Here is a 20,469-nt window from a genome sequence, read left to right as displayed (position 1 = left end):
AATTAGTTAATTTATCCTTTTATCTTTATTTCTTTTACTTCGTTTTCTTTTTGCTTTTCAATTTTATCACCTAGTTTATCATTGATAAAATTTGTCATTTTTTTATACAGATGCAATCTTGTATTACCACCATAAATACTATGATTTTTATCTGGATAAACCGCCCAATCAAACTGCTTATCTGCTTGAATTAGGGCTTCTGCTAAACGCATGGTGTTTTGTAAATGCACATTATCATCACCAGACCCATGTACCAACAAAAAATCCCCCTTTAATTTATTTACATGATTTATGGGGGAATTATTATCATAACCACTGGCATTTTCCTGAGGTGTTGTCATATAACGTTCTGTATAAATAGTATCATAAAAACGCCAGCTACTTACTGGTGCCACAGCAATAGCCATTTTAAATACATCGTTTCCTTTAAACAAACAATTACTACTCATAAAACCGCCATAACTCCATCCCCAAATTCCTATTCTGGAAGCATCAATATAAGGACGTTCGCCTAATTGTTTTGCTGCAGCTATTTGATCTTCTACTTCATACTTACCAAGTTCGTTTTGAGTCACTTTTTTAAACGTAGCACCTTTTAATCCTGTTCCTCGACCATCAACACATACAACAATATAACCTTGTTGTGCTAAATGTTGATACCAATAATCATTCGCGCTATTCCAACTATTTGAAACAGATTGAGAACCCGGTCCAGAATATTGAGTCATAAATAATGGATATTGTTTTGACTCATCAAAATCAGCGGGCTTTATCATCCACATATTAAGATCATTTCCATTTACATGAATGGTACTAAATTCTTTCTTTGATGTTTTATAGTTTGAAAGCTTTTGAGATAGGACATCATTATCTTTTATACTTTTTATTAAATTCCCAGAAGCTGCACTATTTAAAGTATATTCTGGCGGTGTAGAAGCACTAGAAAAGGTATTAATAAAATATGAAAAATCAGCACTAAAAGAAGCCTTATTGGTTCCTTCACTTTTTGTTAATCTTGTTTTATTACGTCCATTCAATTTAATGGAATATACATCTCGGTTTATGGAGCCGTTTTCAACTGATTGATAGAAAATCCTATTCGTGTTTTTATCATAGCCATAATAGTTGGTAACTTCCCAATTTCCCTTGGTTATTTGATTAATAAGTTTACCATTTTTGTCATAGTGATAAATATGATTAAACCCATCTTTTTCACTTGTCCATATAAAACTATTGTCCTTTAAAAAAGTTAAATTATCCGTAATATCGATATAGGCGGTGTCTTTTTCAGCTAAAACTAAATTTGCTGTATTCGTTTTTGCATGTATCATCCATAAATCCAATTCGTTTTGATGCCTGTTCATATAATGCGCACTCAAAACATCAGAATCATTAGTCCATTTAATACGTGGAATATAAAAATCGTTATAAGCTTTATCTACTTTAACTTCTTTTGTTTCGTTAGTACTTAAATTATAAATGTGTAATGACACTGTAGAATTTGCTTCCCCAGCCTTTGGGTATTTAAACACTTGTTGTGTTTGATATAGCTCTTTTCCATAAACATCCATCGAGAACTCTGGTACATTGGCTTCATCAAATCGTATAAATGCTATTTTATTACTTTCAGCATTCCACTCAAAAGCACGTACAAACGCAAATTCTTCCTCATAAACCCAGTCTGTTATTCCATTTATTATAGCATTCTTTTTACCATCAAAAGTTATTTGAGTCGTTTCTCCAGATTGTAAATCTTTTACATATAAATTATTGTCTTTTGCAAAGGCAACTTTATTTCCATCTGGTGAAAATGTTGGTTCTTGGATTTTATTCTCAGCAATTAATGTTAGAGACTCATCTTTTACATTATAAACATAGTAGTTTCCTAATGTAGAACGGCGAAAGATAGCAGTTTCCTTTGTTGCTAAAATCACTTTATTTTCATCGGCACTAAAAGTATAATCAGTAAAATACGGGATGGCATCCAGCAAACTTGAATTCACTAATGTTTTAACTTTTTTTAAAGTTTTATAATCGTAAATATCAATAGTTGTAGTTCGTGATTGTCTATCAAAATTTAAAACGGAATATTGTTGTCCATTTGCCATGGAATGTAAAACATCCATTCTTTCAGTTCTAAAGGAACCATTCCAAATGGATTCAAGGGTAATTTCTTTCGTTTGTGCATTTATAAAAATTGTTGTAAAAAAGCAAATGAAAAAAGACAATTTTAGGTATTTCATCAAAAAAAATATTTATTTCATAAAATGATGTCAAGTTTACTAAAAATTCTGCAAAAAACCGCTATTATTAACACTTAAATAAGACCATACAAATCAAGGTATTCAATAATTCATACCAAGAGTAGTATCTTTGCATAGCTAATTAACATTTTATGAGTAAATCTATTACTGGCTTTTCTAAACTATCTAAATCTAAAAAAATTGATTGGATTGTTGAGACTTATTTTTCTAACACGGAAGAAGCTAAACGTGTTTTAAAACAATATTGGAGTACCGACGAAAAACTACAACAACTACACGACGAGTTTATTGAAAACACTATTACCAACTATTATTTACCACTTGGTGTAGCTCCTAATTTTTTAATAAACGACACCTTGTATACCATACCAATGGCTATTGAAGAAAGCTCTGTAGTAGCTGCTGCCAGTAAAGCAGCTAAATTCTGGTTAGAGAGAGGTGGCTTTAAAACACGTGTTATTTCTACAACTAAAATTGGTCAGGTTCACTTTATTTACAAAGGCGATTTTAACAAATTAAAACAGTTTTTTAACAAAACAAAATCTAAGCTCATTCAAGACTCTAAAGCTATTACTGCTAACATGGAAAAACGCGGTGGTGGTATTATTGATATTGAGTTACGGGATAAAACTGATGATATAAATGACTATTATCAGCTCCATGCTTCTTTTGAAACACTCGATGCTATGGGTGCAAATTTTATAAACTCTTGCTTAGAACAGTTTGCTAAGACTTTAAAAAATGAAGCGCTGCTATTTGATGGTTTCTATGCCGAAGAAAAGCAAATAGACATTGTTATGAGTATTTTGTCCAACTATGTTCCTGATTGTTTGGTACGTGCCGAAGTAAGTTGTAAAGTTGAAGATTTGAGCGACAATGATACGGTTTCTGGTGAAGTTTTTGCTAATAAATTTATCCAAGCTGTTAATATTGCTGAAGTGGAACCTTATCGGGCTGTTACGCATAATAAAGGTATCATGAATGGTATTGACGCTGTTGTTTTGGCAACAGGAAACGATTTTAGAGCGGTTGAAGCAGGTGTGCATGCATATGCCTCAAGACATGGAAAATACAGTAGTTTAACGCATGCTAAAATTGAAAACGGTTTATTTACTTTTTGGATGGAAATCCCTCTAGCATTAGGTACTGTTGGAGGTCTTACCAGCTTGCATCCTTTAGTAAAACTAGCACTGGAATTGTTACATAAACCATCTGCCAAAGAGCTTATGCAAATTGTAGCCGTAGCTGGGTTAGCTCAAAATTTTGCAGCGCTTCGTTCTCTTACAACTACAGGTATTCAGCAGGGCCATATGAAAATGCATTTAATGAATATTCTTAATCAGTTTGAAGCTAATGATGAAGAAAAGGAAACTATAACTGAACATTTCAAAACAAATACCGTAACTCATAGTGCGGTTGTTGAAGCTATTAATAAGCTAAGGGTAAAAAAATAAATGAAGTCTTACTATAGTAACGGAAAACTTTTGCTTACAGGAGAATATGCGGTTCTTGATGGAGCACTTTCATTAGCTGTACCCACAAAACATGGGCAATCTCTAAAGATTGAAGTTATTGACGACCCCAAACTTGTTTGGAAGAGTTTAGATGAAAATAAGACCGTTTGGTTTGAAACAACTTTTGAAATCGCAAATAATGGGATTTTTCATGCCGTTCGAAATGACAATGATGTTTCCAAAAGGCTTATTCAAATTTTAAGTGCAGCAAAACAGCTTAATTTAGGTTTTTTACATACAAACAAGGGCTTCAAAATTACAACCAAGCTAGATTTTCCTAGACATTGGGGTTTGGGCACTTCTTCTACATTAATAAATAATATAGCTGCATGGGCAGATATTGATGCGTATAAATTGTTAGAAACTACTTTTGGAGGTAGTGGTTATGATATTGCATGTGCGCAGTATAACACTCCTATTACTTATCAATTGGAAAATGCCAAGCCCATAGTTAAATCGATAGACTTCAATCCTTCTTTTAAGGATCATTTATATTTTGTTTATTTAAATAAAAAACAGAACAGTAGAGAAGGCATTACCCATTACCGTGCTAACAAAAGTCATTTAAAAACAAGTATTGAAGACATCAACAACATCACCTTTCAAATGATTGCCACTGATGCTCTTGAGGATTTTGAAACCTTAATAACTCTACATGAAGCCATTATATCTAAACTAACTAAGCAAAAGGTCATTAAATCGCTTTTTTTCGACGATTTTAAGGGTAGTATTAAGAGTCTTGGTGCTTGGGGAGGTGATTTTATCTTAGCGACTTCTAAAGATAACCCAACCTCTTATTTTAACCAAAAAGGTTTTGATACTGTAATTCCTTATAGGGATATGGTATTATAAAAAACAAAAAAGACCTTGTAAAACAAGACCTTTTTAAGCTTTATTTCTTAATTATTTTTTCTATTGAACTTGAGTTTCAACTCTATTATCTTCAATTTCTGCAGCCTCTTTTAAAGCATTATATAATTTAGAATTAACAACATTTATTTTTTGTTGTTCTACTCTATTTGCCGCTGCTTGATAACTATCAAGTTCTACAGCAGGTGTTACTTTTGTAACTTGTACCATATACACACCATTCTCACCATCTATTAACTTTGAGGTTTCTCCTTCTTTTAATCCAAAAGCAGCTCCAACAACTAAAGGTTCTCTACCTGCTCCAGAAATCGTTGGACTTTTCATATTTACTGCAGATGCAGATCTAACAGTTGTACTTTCTGCTGCGGCTAAATCTTCAAGTGTTTTAGCAGAGACTCTATCTCTAATCATTTTCGCTTTCTTTTCTTTTCTAACAAGAGGCAATACTTTAGCTGTAGCATCTTCAACAGACATTAGGCCTGCTTTATTTTTAGCAACTAACTGTGCAATTACGTAACCATTAGGAATATTAAAACGTTTAACAGCTCCAACCTCAGCATCTTCTTCAAAAGCCCAACGTACAATTGGTCTTTGGTTTCCAATACCTGGTATATTTTCATCTAAAACTTTAATACCGTTTACTGGACGTACTGTATAGCTGCCTTCTTTTGCTAATGCTTCAAAATCACCTTCTCCAGCCTTAATTTCAAAGTTAGAAGCATCTCTAAATATTTTTGCAGTAGTTGTCTCAGATGGTTCAATCTTTCTAGCTATGGTTCCAACTTGTATTGCTTTAACTTTGTCTTTCTGTCCTTCAATCTCTATAATGTGAAATCCGAAAATTGTTTTCACAACTCCTAAATCTCCTGTTTTTCCTTCAAATTCAAAATCATTAAATTCAGAAACCATTGTGTTATAAGGGTGCCAATCGTAACGTCCTTCTTTTTCAACACTTCCTTGGTCTGATGAGAATTCTTTTACCAACTCTGGGAATTTAGAACGATCTGATTTAATAACCGTTAATAAACTATCTGCAGTTACTTTGGCTTCTGCCTCTGTTTGTGTTACTTCAGGTGTAGCACTTCGAGCTCCCACAAAAGGAATTAAAATATGCCTTACTTTTACTGAATCTGGAATTTGCTTAACAGCAATGACTTTAGATATTTTAAAGTGGTTATTATCTTTATATGGACCATATACCCCACCTTCTTCAAGGCTATAAATAGTGTCTGCAACTGCTGCTGGCAAGCTTGATTTAAATACAAAACGTTTATCAAATTTTATATCTGAATTTATGTTAATATAATCTTCGTTATCTTTAACTTTCGAAAAAGCAACTATGGTATCTTTTCTTCCTGTTTCATCAACAAATCGACCATTTAAATACACATTAAGATCTGCTTTAATAGCGTTTTCATCTTCAACAGATGCCACTTCATTAAACTGAACAAATTTAATATCTCTAGAGGCCTCAACTTCGTATTCTTTCTTATTTTTATTGATATAGTTAGAAATATCAGATTTAGACACCTCTACTAAAGTATCTTTAATTGACGCATAAGATACTTGCACATACTTAATATCTACTTTATTCCCTTCTAGTTGATGTTCTAACTTACCTTCAGCTAAAGTACCTGTTAAACCTGCTTTAACTAAATTAAAATAATTCTGCTGTAATCCGTTTGCAGCCACAGATTTTTCATAATTTACCCAACTTGCATATGCTTGTTGTGATGTTTCTTTTAAATTAGCAATGTACTCGTTTAATTTATTTTCATCAAAAAGTCCAGCTTCGTTTAAAAACTCCGGGCTAGTAGCCAATGATGTTTTTAACAAATCTCTCATTTGATCTTTTTCAACAGAAATCCCTAATTCATCATATTGAGTCTGCATGACAGCTCTTCTAACTTCTTGATCCCATACTCTATTCATTACTTGAGTATTTGTTGCATTTGGTCCAGCCTGTCTTTGAGCAGCTTCTACTTTTTGCATGAAATCTTCACGTGTAATATCTTTACCATTTATAGTAGCAACAATATTTTGTGATTTTGAAGCAAGTGCATCACTGTTCTTAAATAAATCTGCTAATACAAAAGAAAATAACGCCAATGCTATAATTATTATTAAAAATAGTGAACGTTGTCTAATCTTATTTAAAACTGCCATTTGTAATTTAAATTTTTAAACCCCATTGTTAAGGTTTAGCTTGTTAACTTGGTTGCCAATTTAACTATAATTGACAAAATATCGTGCGCGAAAATACCATTTTCTATTTAATAATAAAAGTAGAAAGGTGCATTAATTGTATCAAACCCAGATTTCTACTTTTTTAATAGGAAACACACTATAAATGAAACTCCAATAGATAATTTTGAACTTTTCTTTTTAAATCAATCTTCCTCTAAATGTTTAAGTTCTACCATATCAATTTTAGTATTTGACACTTCTAATATTGTAAATTGGAAGGCATCAATTTTTACAATATCATTTTGAGCTGGAATCTCTTCAGTATGATTAACAATAAGCCCTCCTAACGTTTCGTAGTTTTCATTTTCCGGAAGATTTACTTTATACGTTTCATTAATATAATCAACTTCTAAACGTGCTGAAAATTTATATGTAGTTTCATCTATAACTTCTTCAATTAGGTCTACTGTGTCGTGTTCATCTTCAATTTCACCAAATAGTTCTTCTACAATATCTTCTACAGTCATAATCCCAGACGTCCCCCCATATTCATCTAAAACAACTGCTATACTTTTTCGTTTTTTTGTAAGAACCCCTAGTACATCTTTTATAAGCACTGTTTCTGGCACAAACTCAACAGGCAGCATCATAGACTTAATACTCTTGGGTTTTTTAAACAATTCGAAAGAGTGTACATACCCCAAAATGTCATCCATGGTTTCTTTGTAGACCAATATTTTAGTGCAACCTGTTTCGGTAAATAATGCACTGAGCGATTTAATAGAATCACTTATTTCTACAGCTATGATTTCTGTGCGAGGCACCATGACCTCTCTTGCTTTCACTTCAGAAAATTCAAGAGCATTTTGAAAAATTTGAATCTCTGTATCGACTTCTTCATGAGCTTCAACAGATTCCATTTGTTCACTTATATAATTTCCAAGTTCTACTTTAGTGAATGCTAATTGTATTTGGTCGCCTTCTGTTTTAAAAAAATGCTTAAGTACGAAATCTGATATCCAGATAACAAAATCTGATATAAAAGTAAATAAGACATAGAACACGTAGGCTGGAATTGCCAAAACTTTAATTAATGTGTTCGAATAAATTTGAAAAAATACCTTGGGTAAAAATTCTGCAGTTATTAAAATAATGATTGTTGATATTACGGTCTGTGATAGTAAACTTAAATCAGTTAACAAATAGTTCAGAAAACTATATGATGTTGGTAATATGGTTTGAAACCAATTTACTAACATGTCTCCCATAAAAAACCCGTAAATAACCAATGCTATATTATTCCCGATAAGCATTGTGGCTATAAACTTTGAGGGTTTGGCGGTAAGTTTTCTTAAAACTTTGGCAAAGATCCCTTCTTGTTTTTTTTCAATTTCAATATGAATTTTATTTGAAGATACATAAGCGATCTCCATACCTGAGAAAAAGGCGGAAAGAATTAATGATGCAATTATAATAATAGCATAAATGCTCATTTAGTTTGAGTTGTTGTTTTTATTTTCAAACTTTTTGCTAAACTTACTTCTAAAGAAAAACATAAAAATTGCTAAAGCTCCAAGTAAAATTGAAGGGTATGTAACTTCACCTGCATTTACATACTTAACAATAGCATCGTATATAAATAGTGCCGCAAAAACTAAATAGGCATATTGAAAAATCTTAGAATATTTCATCTGTTAATATTTATTTTTTTTAAGTCAGATGTAATAAACCATTTAGCATTTTAGTCGGTATCAACTTAATTACTATGGTTTATTTCATAGATTATGAATCGTAAATTAATTAAAACAAAGATAGTAAAATCGAAAAAAATTGATTATAATATTTTGCTATAATTAAAAAATAAGGACCTTTCGTAAAAAATAGGGTGACTAATAAAAAAGACCTTTCTTGGAATCAAAAGGTCTTAGTTTTTAACGGAATCTCTTGGTTTTAGACTTAAAATTTAGTCTCTTTATTTTATTTAACAAGTATTAATTTGAAGATCCATTGTACCACCACTGTTATTACAATGAGTCAACATATCTTGAACGACACTTTGGTCATTAGTTGACCCTATCCATGACTCTCCAGGAATGTAGCATTTAGCTACATACCTTGTACATGTACCATCACCATAACCACCAAATACAGATTTTAATTGATCTCGTTGAAGCAAATTATCGGCATTCAGTTTTAACTTTTTTAAATTTAATTTTTTCATATTATTATATTTTAAATTAAAACTAAATATACGAATATTCTTTTTAATTAAAAGTATTATCTTACATTTTAAAAAACTAATTCTAATGAAATCCTATACAGGATTATTCATTAAACAATACATTTCCATTAGCTTCTAATACTTCTACATTAGTAAATTTAGCATCTGAATCAAAAATATTGCCTTTCATTGAAGAACCATCACTACTTATTATTTCAACAAGATGATTAGAAAACAACCACTCTCTATTTTGGTCATAATATAACTGCTCCGTCTTTAGAACATTTCCATCATGCGTAGTGATAACCACATTACCTTGTAAATCTATAAGGTCTGTATTATTATATATGATTGCATAATCTGAAACAATGGTACTTTTTTTATTTTCTTCATCAAAGACATATAATGTTATGCCACCTGTAAACTCATTAAAAGGAAAATCCCTATTTGAATAATCGAGCATTTTAGCACTTAAGAGGTTTGCTGTTAATCTGCCCGAGTCTGTATGTTTTAAATTTATATTTTCTGCAACTCCAATAGGTTCATTTTCTGAAACCCCCATTTTTTGAATCTGATTAAAGTTGTCACTACATGAAAAAAACATAGTCACAGTAAGTATTACTGTGACTATGTTTAGTATGTTATATATATGTCTTTTATTCATTAAATCTTTGGCACTGTAATCGAAGCTCCAATCCAACATGCAATTTTTATAACTTGTCCAGATCTACCTGAGCTAAAAATCTCAGCTTTTTGAGGTGCTTTAGCTAAATAATTAGCAACCGATTTAGAAGAGTTTTTCTTTTGTGTAGGATCTACACGAGCCGCTTTTCTAGCTTCTTCTGCAGCTAACCAGTATACAGCTCTTTTATCAAAGTTAGTTTTCCCACAGCTATTAGCACTAGCAGCATACATCCCAGCTATTGATAAATAAGGACGACCATTTGATGGGTTTAACTTAAGAGCTTGTCTGAAATAATTTCTAGCTTTGCCATATCTTCCTTTCTTTTTAAGAATAAGTCCAATTCTGTTAGCTAATTTTGCTTTTTTGAATCTTTCGGTTTCTAAATCGAAAGACTGTTGAAAATACTTGATAGCTTCATTTTCTTTATGATTTTTAAATAAGATAGTTCCAACGAAGTATTTTGTATCTGCTGAAGGAGCAGTCTGATCATAAGACTTTACTAATTTCTCATATAAAGGATCATCTGTACATTCTTTATAATACATTCTACTTACTGCACGTTTTAACCAAACGGCATTGCTTTTATTTTCTTCAAAGTCTTTATTATATAAAGGAATTAAGTTTTTACAATTAGCTCTATCTCCTAGTTTTTGATCGATACTTCCTGAGATTAAGTCATAATTCTTTAAATAACTTTCATAGTATTTCTTATACTTACCTTCTTTTTTAGTTAATACAGTACCTGCATCTTCTTTCTCAATAAGCTCATTAAGTTTTTCAGAATAGTTTTTAACTTCTTCTTCTACTTTTTCTACAATATCATCATACTTATTAAATAAATCTTTTGCTGGTTTCTTTTTTGCATCATACAAATCAACCATTAAAGAAAAATATGTGTATAAACTTTTAGGGTTATTAAAAGTCGATTTATCTAATTTATAGGCAGCATCATAACACTCATAAAGCTCTTCATCTGTTTTATTTAATATTTTTCTGTTGTCATACATTAATTGACAAGCTTTTGCAGCATACTCTCCTTTTTTAGTTTTACTTGCAAAATGCACGCCTCTTTGTTCCCATAATTTTAATAAATCATTGATATAATTTGTCTTATCAGCATTTACTGTTGCTTTTTTGATTTTATGGTTTAAGATTTTCTCACCATCTATATAAATAGCATTATTAAATTTTGGGCATTTATTTCTTACTGCCATCCATGGCTCGTAAGCTGCATCAAAATTTTTAGCTTTCACATACTCATGAAAAATAGAAAGCTTAGTCATACATTCTTCATCCTGTTGCGCATAACCCATATTTAGGCCAACGAATAATAATGTAAATAATAATGTAATTTTTGTTTTCATAATTCTAATTTTTGCTGTTAATCATACTTCCTTTTCTGAAACCATCTATCGTTCAAAGATAAGCTTATTCGAAAATTAACAAAATTCTCTTGAATCAAAGCACTATTAGTTGTTCCCCGTTTACCAATCTCAAAACCTAAATTTGCGTTAGATAAAAAGTTACCAACTGGTAATCCTACTCCAAAAGATATGCCAAACTCATTTATTGATTCGTTATTTATATTTAATCCCGTTTTTTCGTAACGCATCCCTGCCCTATAAACTATACGTTTTAAATAGCTAGTATAAGAATTATATTTTGGAATATAAAACCCTCCTAAAGAAAATGTTGAAGCATCTTCGTATGTAGTAGGTGTGATAGTGCTGGTGTATAATTCGTTTGAGAAATTACTTGTTTTCTGGAAGGCATATTCTGCTCCAACAAACCATTTTCTTGGTTTACCTATCCCAGCTCCTACTGAAAATCTTGATGGTAGTATTAAATCTGTTTCTAACAAACCTAGAGCTTCTAAATCAGTCTCTATTCTACTAAATTCAAGTTCCTGGCCCGAAGTAATATTTGTTCTTATAGTAGAAAATGATCTTGTATTTTTAGATACCAAATTACTTTCCGGTGTGTACGTTATTCCTGAAGAAAGCTCTAAACCTTCTGTTATCATTTTTTTATAGGACAGCCCCAAATTAAAATTTAAACCACTTAAATCTGATCTATTATTTTCACGTGCCTGAAATTCAAGCAGAGCTCCATCGTTATCATACAAAAATTCAACAGTACTATTTTGAATGTTTCCAAAGTTATATTGGGCATCAATACCAATACTTAGCCCATCTATTATTTGATATCCTAACCCAAGAAAAACTTTATTAAGCCCCCCTTCTCCTCTAAACTTATTTTCAGTATCACCATTATCGTTCACAGATTCTAATTTATATCCAACCGATGTGTATGGCAATAACCCAAAACCAAAACCAAATTTTCCCATTGGTATAGACATGGCTAAATAATCAAAAGTAGATGATGATGTGTTGTCTGACTCAGTATCACTTTTTAAATTGATACTTGAATGACTTCCTCCAACCGTAAATTTTACTGGCCTACTTTCATTATTAAAAGCTGCCATATTTTTTCCAGCATAGGAAGCGGGATTTCGTAAATTAACATGAATACTATCATTATAAATACTTAATCCACCCATGCTCCTATTTTCTACAGTGCCTTTAAACTTAAGACTTCCAATACCATAAAAAGAATAAGGCGAAGCAGTTCCTTCTTGACCGTAACTGTGAATTGCAAAAGCTGCAATAAAAACTAATACAAGTTTTTTTATCATTCGTTTGAGTTAAATTGTAAAATATAGTTCAATCCCTCTAAAAGAAAATTAGAATTGGCAAATATGCTACTTTTTAATTGTTTTGACAAAAAATTAGCATCGCCTCCTGTTAAAATTACTGTTAAATCTGAGTATTTTCGATTATATTCTTCAATATTACCGTCTATTTCTTTTAAAATACCATGTACTACCCCAGAATGTATAGAGCTATTTGTTGAATCTCCAATAATACTCTTCGGGGTTTCTGATTCTAACAACGGTAAATTTGCAGTTAAATTATTTAACGATTTATACCGCATACGAAGCCCTGGAGAAATAGCACCTCCCAAATACTCATTATTTGCTGTTATAAAATCATAAGTAACACAAGTTCCTGCATCTATAATAAGAACATTATTATTTGAAAACTGTTCAACAGAAGCAGAGACTAATGCCATTCTATCTACACCTAATGTCCTTGGTGTTTTATAGAGGTTTTTAAATGGCAGCTTTAGATTTGAGTCTAAAATCATAACATCAAAATAGCTACTAATCTCCTTAATAGTTTCTTTATTTAACCTTCCTACCGAAGAAATAATTGCTTTTTTTATTCCTGAATATGCTTCTTTTAAAGCATTAATACCTTCTAAAACAAGACTTAACTCTACAACCTCTTTATGTAGTAGTATTCCTTCCTCAAAAACAGCTAGTTTTACAAGAGAGTTCCCTACGTCTATTACTAAATTCATATTCTTTATAAGAAAGGTTTAAATGTACAAAAGCAGCATCAATAATTATTCCTTTTAAGCTATAATATTAATTACAAATCAGTTAAAGCTATTTTGTTTAAAAATAAATAAAACTATGTAATTTTTTATGTATTTCGTTTGGGGAATAGCAAAAATGAATATATATTTGCAACCGCTTTGGCGAGGTACCTTAGCTCAGTTGGTAGAGCAAAGGACTGAAAATCCTTGTGTCCCTGGTTCGATTCCTGGAGGTACCACTTTTAAAGTTTATAAACCCTTGATTATCAGATGATTTTCAAGGGTTTTTTATTAGTGTTCTTGAATATACTCTATAATGTTGTTCCAAGTCAGTGGTGGTAAGACTTCCCAGAGATGTTGTTTTCATTATCAATTAAATCTTTCTGAACATCTGAATTACTCATTGACATACTCTTTTATATAGTAAATCCCTATATTTATTTAGACTTAAAAGATCAAAAAACTATCGATTTTTCGAATGTCTAGGGACGTGTTCAAAAAATATAATCAAATAACGTGAGTTCGATATATTAAACCCCAATAATCAGATGTTTAATTATTATAAAAAAACTATGTCATTCTGAACGCTACGGAGAGTAAAATATATTTTACTTGAACGTATATAGCGTAGCTATTGAGGAGCAATCCCATTCTTATGAGGTTTCTCGAAAGTTTATCTTGAGCACTTCAACTCAGCTCAGTATAAACTAAAGTCGAAAAGCTCATTCTTATCTCTGTCTAAAATAACAAACACTTAAAAATCATAGATTTATACTGTTTTTATTCTGAAAAAACTAGTTAGTTTATTTAGATTTAAAAAGGGTTGTTTTTAACAACAACCCTTTTACCTTTCGCTATTTTAAAGTGACTAACTCAAAAAATATGAACTATGAAAACAAAGTTCGACGAAAAATGAAGTTCTATTTTAAAGGTTCACCATTTTCATCTAATGATCCTGATTTTATAATAATTAATTTATTTAAGTCTATATATTTTTTGATAGCATTATTCACTTCGTTTAAAGTAACTGCTTCAATATCTTTAGAATATTGATCTACATAATTAGGTTCTAGTCCACGTTCAACAAAACTTAAAAGCACTCCAGCCAGACCACCTGTAGTTGAAAGTCCAACTTTAAAACTTCCAGTTAGGGTACTTTTCATAGACGCTAATTCTTTGGCAGTTACGCCTTCATTTGCCCATTTTTTAATTTGTACCATAGTAGCATCTAAGCCTTTTTGGAATAACGTAGGATTGAAAGACGCTTTTACAGACCAATGTCCTCCTGTATAGGTATGTCCAGAATGACTTGCTCCAATGTTATAAGTCAAGCCATCATTATCTCTTACGGTTTGCATTAATCTTCCCGAAAAACCACCACCTAAAATACTTGTTCCCAAGTAAAAAGGTAAAAAGTCATTGTCCATTCTCTTAATTCCGGTATATTGACCAATATACATTTCTGCACTTGGTTTTTGAGGAATTGTAACCACTTTAGTTAATGCGTTCACTTTAGTGGGATTTTTATATTGGGCTTTATTGGTTAAACCACCTTTCCATCCTTTAAACGCTTTTTTAAGTGCTGAATATAAAGCTTTGTTGTCTACATCGCCTACAGCAACAATATGCATCCCTGCAGGACCAAAATAGGATTTGTGGAATGCTTTCAATTCGTCTAAGGTCACCTTATTTAAATTCTCGATAGATGCTTGGGTATCGGTTGAGTAATTAGGATGCCCTTTTGGGTATATGGCTTGCGATAGAGCTATAAAACCTTGAGTTCCTGGGTCTGTCAGCCCTTGTTTTATGTTACCAATATTTTGCTGTTTTAACAAGTCAAACTCCTTTTTATCAAACAGAGGATAACGCAGTTCTTCTGCTAACAAATTAATTACTGTACTTAAGTCCTTTTTAAGGCATTTAAAACTGATATTTACATTATGAGTACGGGCACTAATAAGTAATCTAACACCTAATTTTTCTAACTTTTGAGAAAATTGAAACTTGTCATTATTAATAGTACCTTTACTTAGCATTTGGGCAGTTAAAGACGGCACCACTTCATTACCTCCTGTATTTAAATAATCTGCTATTGGAAAACTAGCATTTATGGTTAAAAAGTCTTTAGCTCCTGTTTTTGCAGTAACGACATCTATACCCGCTACTTTTTCTCTATTAAACTTTTTACCCTTAGTATTTATTTCGATAGTTTCATAGGCTGAAGTTATTTTTGAAAGTGTATTTTGAGAGGTTGTTTGAGAATCGTTATAATACTCGTCAATCTTATGTTCTGGATTTCTGTAAAAATATTTATTGTCATTATTAAACATATAATTAGTAGGCTTCTGACCTACAGTCTTATTCCCTCCTGGTACTTTTGGTATAAAATACCCTGTTGTACTTTGGTCTTCTAATAAATACGTATTTGCAACACGTTTTACATCTTCTGCTGTTACATTACTTAAACGCTGTGCACCTTTTAAATAATCTTTCCAATCGCCTCCGGCAATGGCTTCGGTAAGTTCTCTGGCAATACTGCTAGAACCGTCTCTTGATAAAATGGTTTGCGAATTAAGCTTTGCAACAATTCGATTAACATCCTCTTGAGTTACACCATCGTTTTTCACTTTAGTTATCATTTCAAGTAATTGTGCATTTATTACTTCATGATCTTTATCTGGAGTAATCCCTAGCGCAACAGTAAATAATCCTACTTCTTTAAAATTTGAAGCTCTTGAATATCCAAAAAGCGCCACACCTGTATCTACAAATGTCTTATTAATGATAGAAGAAGTTCCAGAACCTATGATTTGACTTAACACCTTTAAGGCAGGTAAATCTTCATGCATTCTACCTGGTATTTTGTAACCTATAGATACGATGCCTTGTTGACCAGGTTTTTTAATAACTATTCGTCTTGGACCTAATTGAGTTGGCTCTGTTGTATAAGGCTGAGGCATATCATGTGGCGCCTTGGTAATTTTACCAAAATACTTATCAACCAGCTTGAAAAGCGATTCTTTTTGAAAATCGCCAATAATGGTTAATGTTGCATTATCTGGCCAATAGTAGGTATTATAAAAATCACGTAATGTTTCTATGGGCATATTCTCAATATCTGATCGCCATCCAATTGTAGAGTGGTGATAAGGATGGGCCATATAAGCCGTTGCCCAAATCTCTTTATCTAAAAGTTGATTTGGATTATTTTCACCACGCTCAAACTCGTTACGAACCACCGTCATTTCTGCGTCTTTGTCTTCTTTCAATAATAAAGAATTACGCATACGGTCTGATTCTATATGAAGTGCTAATTCTAATTTGTCACTAGGTATGGTTTCGTAATAATTGGTTCTGTCATTCCAAGTGGTTGCATTCATTTGCGCACCAATACCTTGCAATACCGTAAAAATAGCATTGCCATTACGTTTATTAAATGTAGGCGTGCCTTTAAAGTTTAAATGCTCTAATAAATGCGTTGAGCCTGTATTTCCAGGTACTTCATGTTTTGAACCTACGCGATAAACGACCTGAACAGTTACAACAGGAGCCGAATTGTCTTGTACTAAAAGTATGTTCATGCCATTAGGCTCGTACAAATACTCTTGTATGCTTTCTAATTCCTGAATTTTTTTGAATTTTGATGCCGTTTCTTGCCCATTCACTAAAATAGAAACACATAAAAATAAAAGTGAAAATATTGATGTTTTTAAATTCATAAGATTAATTAGTTTTTTACTTTACTTAATAGATTAGACTTAATAAAAAACGATACACCCTATTAATAAAATGTTAAATTGATATAATTTCGATTCTATTTTTAAGAAATTAATAATGTATCGTTATTTAATTAGTATAAGAATTCCAGATTTACACCTAGTATAACTTTGTTAAACTCTCGTTAAATATTCAATTCATTAAATAATTCAACCAGTTTTTCTTCGGAAGGTCTTGGAGCCATAGACTTTACAATATTGCCTTCTGGATCTAAAAGAATAAAATGAGGAATACCACTAATTTTATAAGCACTTATAAATTTTGTATTAAAATCATTATCAGTTATTAGTTGAATGCCACCTAACTCTTTTTCTGCTATCATTTTTTTCCATTTGTCCTTATCCTTTTGTTTGTCAACAGAAATGCTTACAAAAGCAATATTTTTATCATGATATTGCTTTTCAACTTTTTTAAGGAAGGGAATTTCATATTTACAGGGCCCGCACCAAGTTGCCCAAACATCGATGTAGACGTATTTGCCTTTTAAATCGCTTAATGAGGTTGTACCTCCAGTATAATTTTCGTAATTCTCAAATTTAGGTGAAGGTTGACCTGCATCCAATACCTTTAAAAATTCATATAATGCCTTAACACTTGCTTTATGGTTTTCATTGGTTGAAATCTCTAAGAAATCATTTAAGTCTTTTTCCTTATTGTTAGAACGTGTTAAAAACTTTGAAACATTTTTATAGAGCTCTCCATTTCTAATGACTTCATTTTTAATTTCTGAAACAGCTTTCACTTGGGCTTCATAGTAATGTAACGAATCTTTTTGAGCATAATAAGCCATTTTTGCCATAGCATCTAGTGAAATCATTTGCCGGTAATCTGGAGAGTATAAGTAATCTTCTGTGTTGTCTAAAGAAATTTCAGATAGCTCTTTCTTAAAACCTTCAGAAACTTTGAAATCTCTGACTTTATTTAAAAAATTATACATTCTTTCATAAATCTCTTTCTTAGTTAATCTACTATAATTTATGGCTCGTAATTCTTTAGCTTTGAGACCCTCGGGAATATTTTCAACGGCTTCTAAACGTGTTTCCAGGTCTTTTTGAAATGCGTCTGTTTTCGCTACAAATGCATCTTCATCCATATTATAGTTTGCTTCTCTATTCATTACAAAATCATACTCTTTACCAGCTCTGTAGGCAAAGTAATTATTCAATTCGGCATGGTCTCCAGATAATTTCAATGTACTAGTATGTTGTTTCGCATCAACATCTAAATGAACACTTGCTCCTTTAGATAAATAGGGTGTAACTCCTATATTGTTGAATTGTAAATTATACAAACCATTTTCTAGGATATAAAGTGTATCGGAAAAAGTACCTGTGTCTTTTACATTAATTGTCTTTTTAAACCCATTTATAGAACTGATTTTTAATTCGCCCCCTTTGGTATTGTTTATATTCCCTGTTAAGATGACATAATCAACAGGTATTTCTTTTTTACAAGACCAAAGTACTGTAAGTATTAAGAGGAGTATAATATGCTTTTTCATTTTTTATTATATATATTCATTGATTAACTTTTCTAAATCTCCTGAAGAAGGTAAAGGCGCGAATACATCTACGACATTAAATTCTTTATCGATCACAAAAAACCTTGGTATTCCAGAAACTTTATAATCGGTAAGTTGGCTTCTGTTTATTTGTAGTTGGTCGCCCTTAACTTCATTTTTTTCGAAATAACCACGCCAGACTTTTTCGGTATCTATAGACAGTGAAATGAGTGCTACACTTTCGTTTCCATGATATTTCTTGTCTAGGGCTTCGAAAAACGGTTTTTCTTTCATACAAGGTCCGCACCAGGTTGCCCATAAATCCAAAACGATTACTTTACCTTTATAATCACTCAATTTAACGGTATTGCCATCCAGTTTTGTAAACGTTAAATCTGATGCAGGGTTTCCCTTTGTTAGGGTAGCATATTCGGTTAGAATGTTTTGCAGTACAGCCGAATAATTTTTGTTTTTTATCTTTTGCGCTCCTTCTTTTAATTCGTCTCCCAAGGCATTTGAATACCCACTAAACTTTACTTTACTTGTTAAATAGCTGGTTGTGAGATACTCTTGTAAGGTATCATTCAGCTCCGGAAGTTCATGATCCGTTCTAAAATCTTCCTTTCTTAATGCAGAGAGTACCGATTGAAATACTTCTAATTGTAAATAGTCGGTGTTGTTGAAATCGTCTAGAAAGGGCTTTCTGTAAGGAATAAAATATTGGTCTGCTTCCTTCATTTTCATGTCCATTTCCTCTTTGGTCATTTCTCCCTTACTCATTTTTCCTATATATAAATAGAACACGCCACTGCCCAACGTATTAACATAATCAAACTTGATACGTGCTGTTTCCAAACGTTTAAAATCTTCTGAAACATGGGTTAAACTATTAAGTTCATCTGTACGTTTCTTAACCGACACCTTAAAGGCTTCCGGCATATCTTTATACGTCTCAATTTTTGATGATATATCACTATCCCCCCAAAAAGAACCGCCTTTGGGATACGACAGATTTCTTAAATAGTTGTTGGCCTGCTCTCCTTTACCTGCAAATGAGGCATAGGTTCTATCTCTGGTATCTAAATTGGCGACCAGACTATCGCCAGGAGATAGATATAAAAAGGTCCTTCCTATGCTAAAATAGGTAGGTTTCTCTAGCTCGAAACGATACTCAAAGTTTGTTTTTTCTTTTAGTGTAATGGCATGGGTATCTTCCTTAAAAAGCATGGACTTCGAAGACACGTTATTCATATATAATGTGTCTTGGTCATAATTAGCTATCGAGCCTTTTAAGACTACAGTTTTGTTTTCCTTTACGGGAGCTTCCTTACAGCTAACGGCTATTAAAATGATTAGCAGTGGATAGATAAATTTTTTCATAGTGTCTTTGTCTTATTTAAGTAGTTCTTTCAGTTTTTCGTCCAATTTCTCTTGGCGTAAATCTTTGGCTAAAATGGTTCCTGATCTATCAACCAAAAAATTTCTGGGTATTCCCTGTACCCCGTACATTTTAACAACAGGGCTTTTATAGGCTTTTAAGTCGCCTACGTTAACCCAGGGAAGGGCTTCTTCTTCGCTAGCCCCGCCCCATCTTTCTCTTTCATGGTCAAGCGAAAAGGATACTATTTCAAAACCCTTTTTGTTATAGTGCTCATATGCTTTTTTCATGTGCGGTATTTCAGCTCTGCAGGGCCCGCACCAGCTCGCCCAAAATTCGACCAATACGTATTTGTTTTCTTTTAAAACATTGGAAAGTTTGAATTCTTTTCCCTTTAAATTTTTGGAAGAAAAATCCTTTACGGTACTTCCAACATCTATTACCTTAACCTTCTTATGCTCCCTGATATTTTTGTAGGTATTGCGTACGGTATAAATCTCTGGGTGATCCTTCCCAAACTGGTTTTCGAAGGCATCCAATCTAGGCTCAATGGCATCTTTATATCCCAGTTTATGGAATACCAAAAGTTGTGCCAGTGTATCCTTGGGGCTATTGAAAATACGTTGGTAAT

At 32.1% G+C, this 20,469-nt stretch carries 15 protein-coding genes and 1 tRNA gene; 3 read left to right on the top strand and 13 right to left on the bottom strand.

Annotated elements, in window-relative coordinates; translation table 11 throughout:
- Positions 1-11: 11 nt before the first annotated feature.
- On the bottom strand, positions 12-2,243 hold the full coding sequence (locus EM932_RS07285) for a S9 family peptidase (protein ID WP_135876528.1): 2,232 nt from the start codon (positions 2,241-2,243) through the stop codon (positions 12-14).
- Between the two features lie 152 nt (positions 2,244-2,395).
- Between EM932_RS07285 and EM932_RS07280 the strand changes: the two genes are divergently transcribed.
- Together EM932_RS07280 and EM932_RS07275 are read left to right on the top strand one after the other, a co-directional pair.
- The gene (locus tag EM932_RS07280) at positions 2,396-3,718 is read left to right on the top strand and encodes a hydroxymethylglutaryl-CoA reductase, degradative (protein WP_135876527.1); all 1,323 of its coding nucleotides are present in this window, start codon (positions 2,396-2,398) and stop codon (positions 3,716-3,718) included.
- Positions 3,719-4,630: a GYDIA family GHMP kinase gene (locus tag EM932_RS07275; RefSeq protein ID WP_135876526.1), complete on the top strand. Its 912-nt coding sequence runs from the start codon at positions 3,719-3,721 to the stop codon at positions 4,628-4,630. It begins immediately after the preceding gene.
- Positions 4,631-4,690: 60 nt separating this feature from the next.
- On the opposite strand, the gene EM932_RS07270 is transcribed toward EM932_RS07275, so the two are convergent.
- The 8 genes from EM932_RS07270 to EM932_RS07235 form a co-directional block, all read right to left on the bottom strand.
- Complete coding sequence (locus EM932_RS07270) at positions 4,691-6,814, bottom strand: SurA N-terminal domain-containing protein (RefSeq protein WP_135876525.1); 2,124 nt, start codon at positions 6,812-6,814, stop codon at positions 4,691-4,693.
- Between the two features lie 224 nt (positions 6,815-7,038).
- On the bottom strand, positions 7,039-8,328 hold the full coding sequence (locus tag EM932_RS07265) for a hemolysin family protein (protein ID WP_135876524.1): 1,290 nt from the start codon (positions 8,326-8,328) through the stop codon (positions 7,039-7,041).
- Positions 8,329-8,526: a hypothetical protein gene (locus tag EM932_RS07260; RefSeq protein ID WP_135876523.1), complete on the bottom strand. Its 198-nt coding sequence runs from the start codon at positions 8,524-8,526 to the stop codon at positions 8,329-8,331. It abuts the gene before it with no gap.
- A gap of 290 nt (positions 8,527-8,816) precedes the next feature.
- Entirely contained in the window at positions 8,817-9,056 is a 240-nt protein-coding gene (locus tag EM932_RS07255; protein WP_135876522.1) for a hypothetical protein, read from the bottom strand.
- A 103-nt stretch (positions 9,057-9,159) separates the two neighbouring features.
- Positions 9,160-9,720 (bottom strand): LPS export ABC transporter periplasmic protein LptC, encoded by a 561-nt coding sequence (gene lptC / locus EM932_RS07250; RefSeq protein ID WP_135876684.1) that lies wholly within the window; start codon positions 9,718-9,720, stop codon positions 9,160-9,162.
- Positions 9,720-11,105, bottom strand: a complete 1,386-nt coding sequence (locus EM932_RS07245) for a tetratricopeptide repeat protein (RefSeq protein ID WP_135876521.1) — start codon at positions 11,103-11,105, stop codon at positions 9,720-9,722. The genes lptC and EM932_RS07245 overlap by 1 nt, the downstream gene beginning before the upstream one ends.
- 17 nt (positions 11,106-11,122) lie before the next feature.
- Complete coding sequence (locus EM932_RS07240; protein ID WP_135876520.1) at positions 11,123-12,436, bottom strand: outer membrane protein transport protein; 1,314 nt, start codon at positions 12,434-12,436, stop codon at positions 11,123-11,125.
- Positions 12,433-13,164 carry a type III pantothenate kinase gene (locus EM932_RS07235; protein WP_135876519.1) on the bottom strand — a complete coding sequence of 244 codons (732 nt, stop codon included), beginning with the start codon at positions 13,162-13,164 and terminating at the stop codon, positions 12,433-12,435. The genes EM932_RS07240 and EM932_RS07235 overlap by 4 nt, the downstream gene beginning before the upstream one ends.
- 184 nt (positions 13,165-13,348) lie before the next feature.
- Here EM932_RS07235 and EM932_RS07230 point away from each other — a divergent pair.
- Positions 13,349-13,421 (top strand) — tRNA-Phe (locus tag EM932_RS07230).
- A 681-nt stretch (positions 13,422-14,102) separates the two neighbouring features.
- Here EM932_RS07230 and EM932_RS07225 read toward each other — a convergent pair.
- The 4 genes from EM932_RS07225 to EM932_RS07210 all read right to left on the bottom strand — a co-directional run.
- A complete protein-coding gene (locus EM932_RS07225) occupies positions 14,103-16,901 on the bottom strand; it encodes a M16 family metallopeptidase (RefSeq protein ID WP_135876518.1) in 2,799 nt (932 codons plus the stop codon).
- A gap of 182 nt (positions 16,902-17,083) precedes the next feature.
- Positions 17,084-18,460 (bottom strand): TlpA family protein disulfide reductase, encoded by a 1,377-nt coding sequence (locus EM932_RS07220; RefSeq protein ID WP_135876517.1) that lies wholly within the window; start codon positions 18,458-18,460, stop codon positions 17,084-17,086.
- 6 nt (positions 18,461-18,466) lie between these two features.
- Positions 18,467-19,840, bottom strand: a complete 1,374-nt coding sequence (locus EM932_RS07215) for a TlpA family protein disulfide reductase (RefSeq protein ID WP_135876516.1) — start codon at positions 19,838-19,840, stop codon at positions 18,467-18,469.
- A gap of 12 nt (positions 19,841-19,852) precedes the next feature.
- Positions 19,853-20,469: TlpA family protein disulfide reductase (locus EM932_RS07210; protein ID WP_135876515.1), on the bottom strand; the 617-nt coding region annotated here is incomplete at its 5' end.

The organism is Flavivirga rizhaonensis, assembly GCF_004791695.1.
GTDB classification, from domain to species: domain Bacteria; phylum Bacteroidota; class Bacteroidia; order Flavobacteriales; family Flavobacteriaceae; genus Flavivirga; species Flavivirga rizhaonensis.
This window is presented reverse-complemented; position numbering and strand designations above follow the sequence as displayed.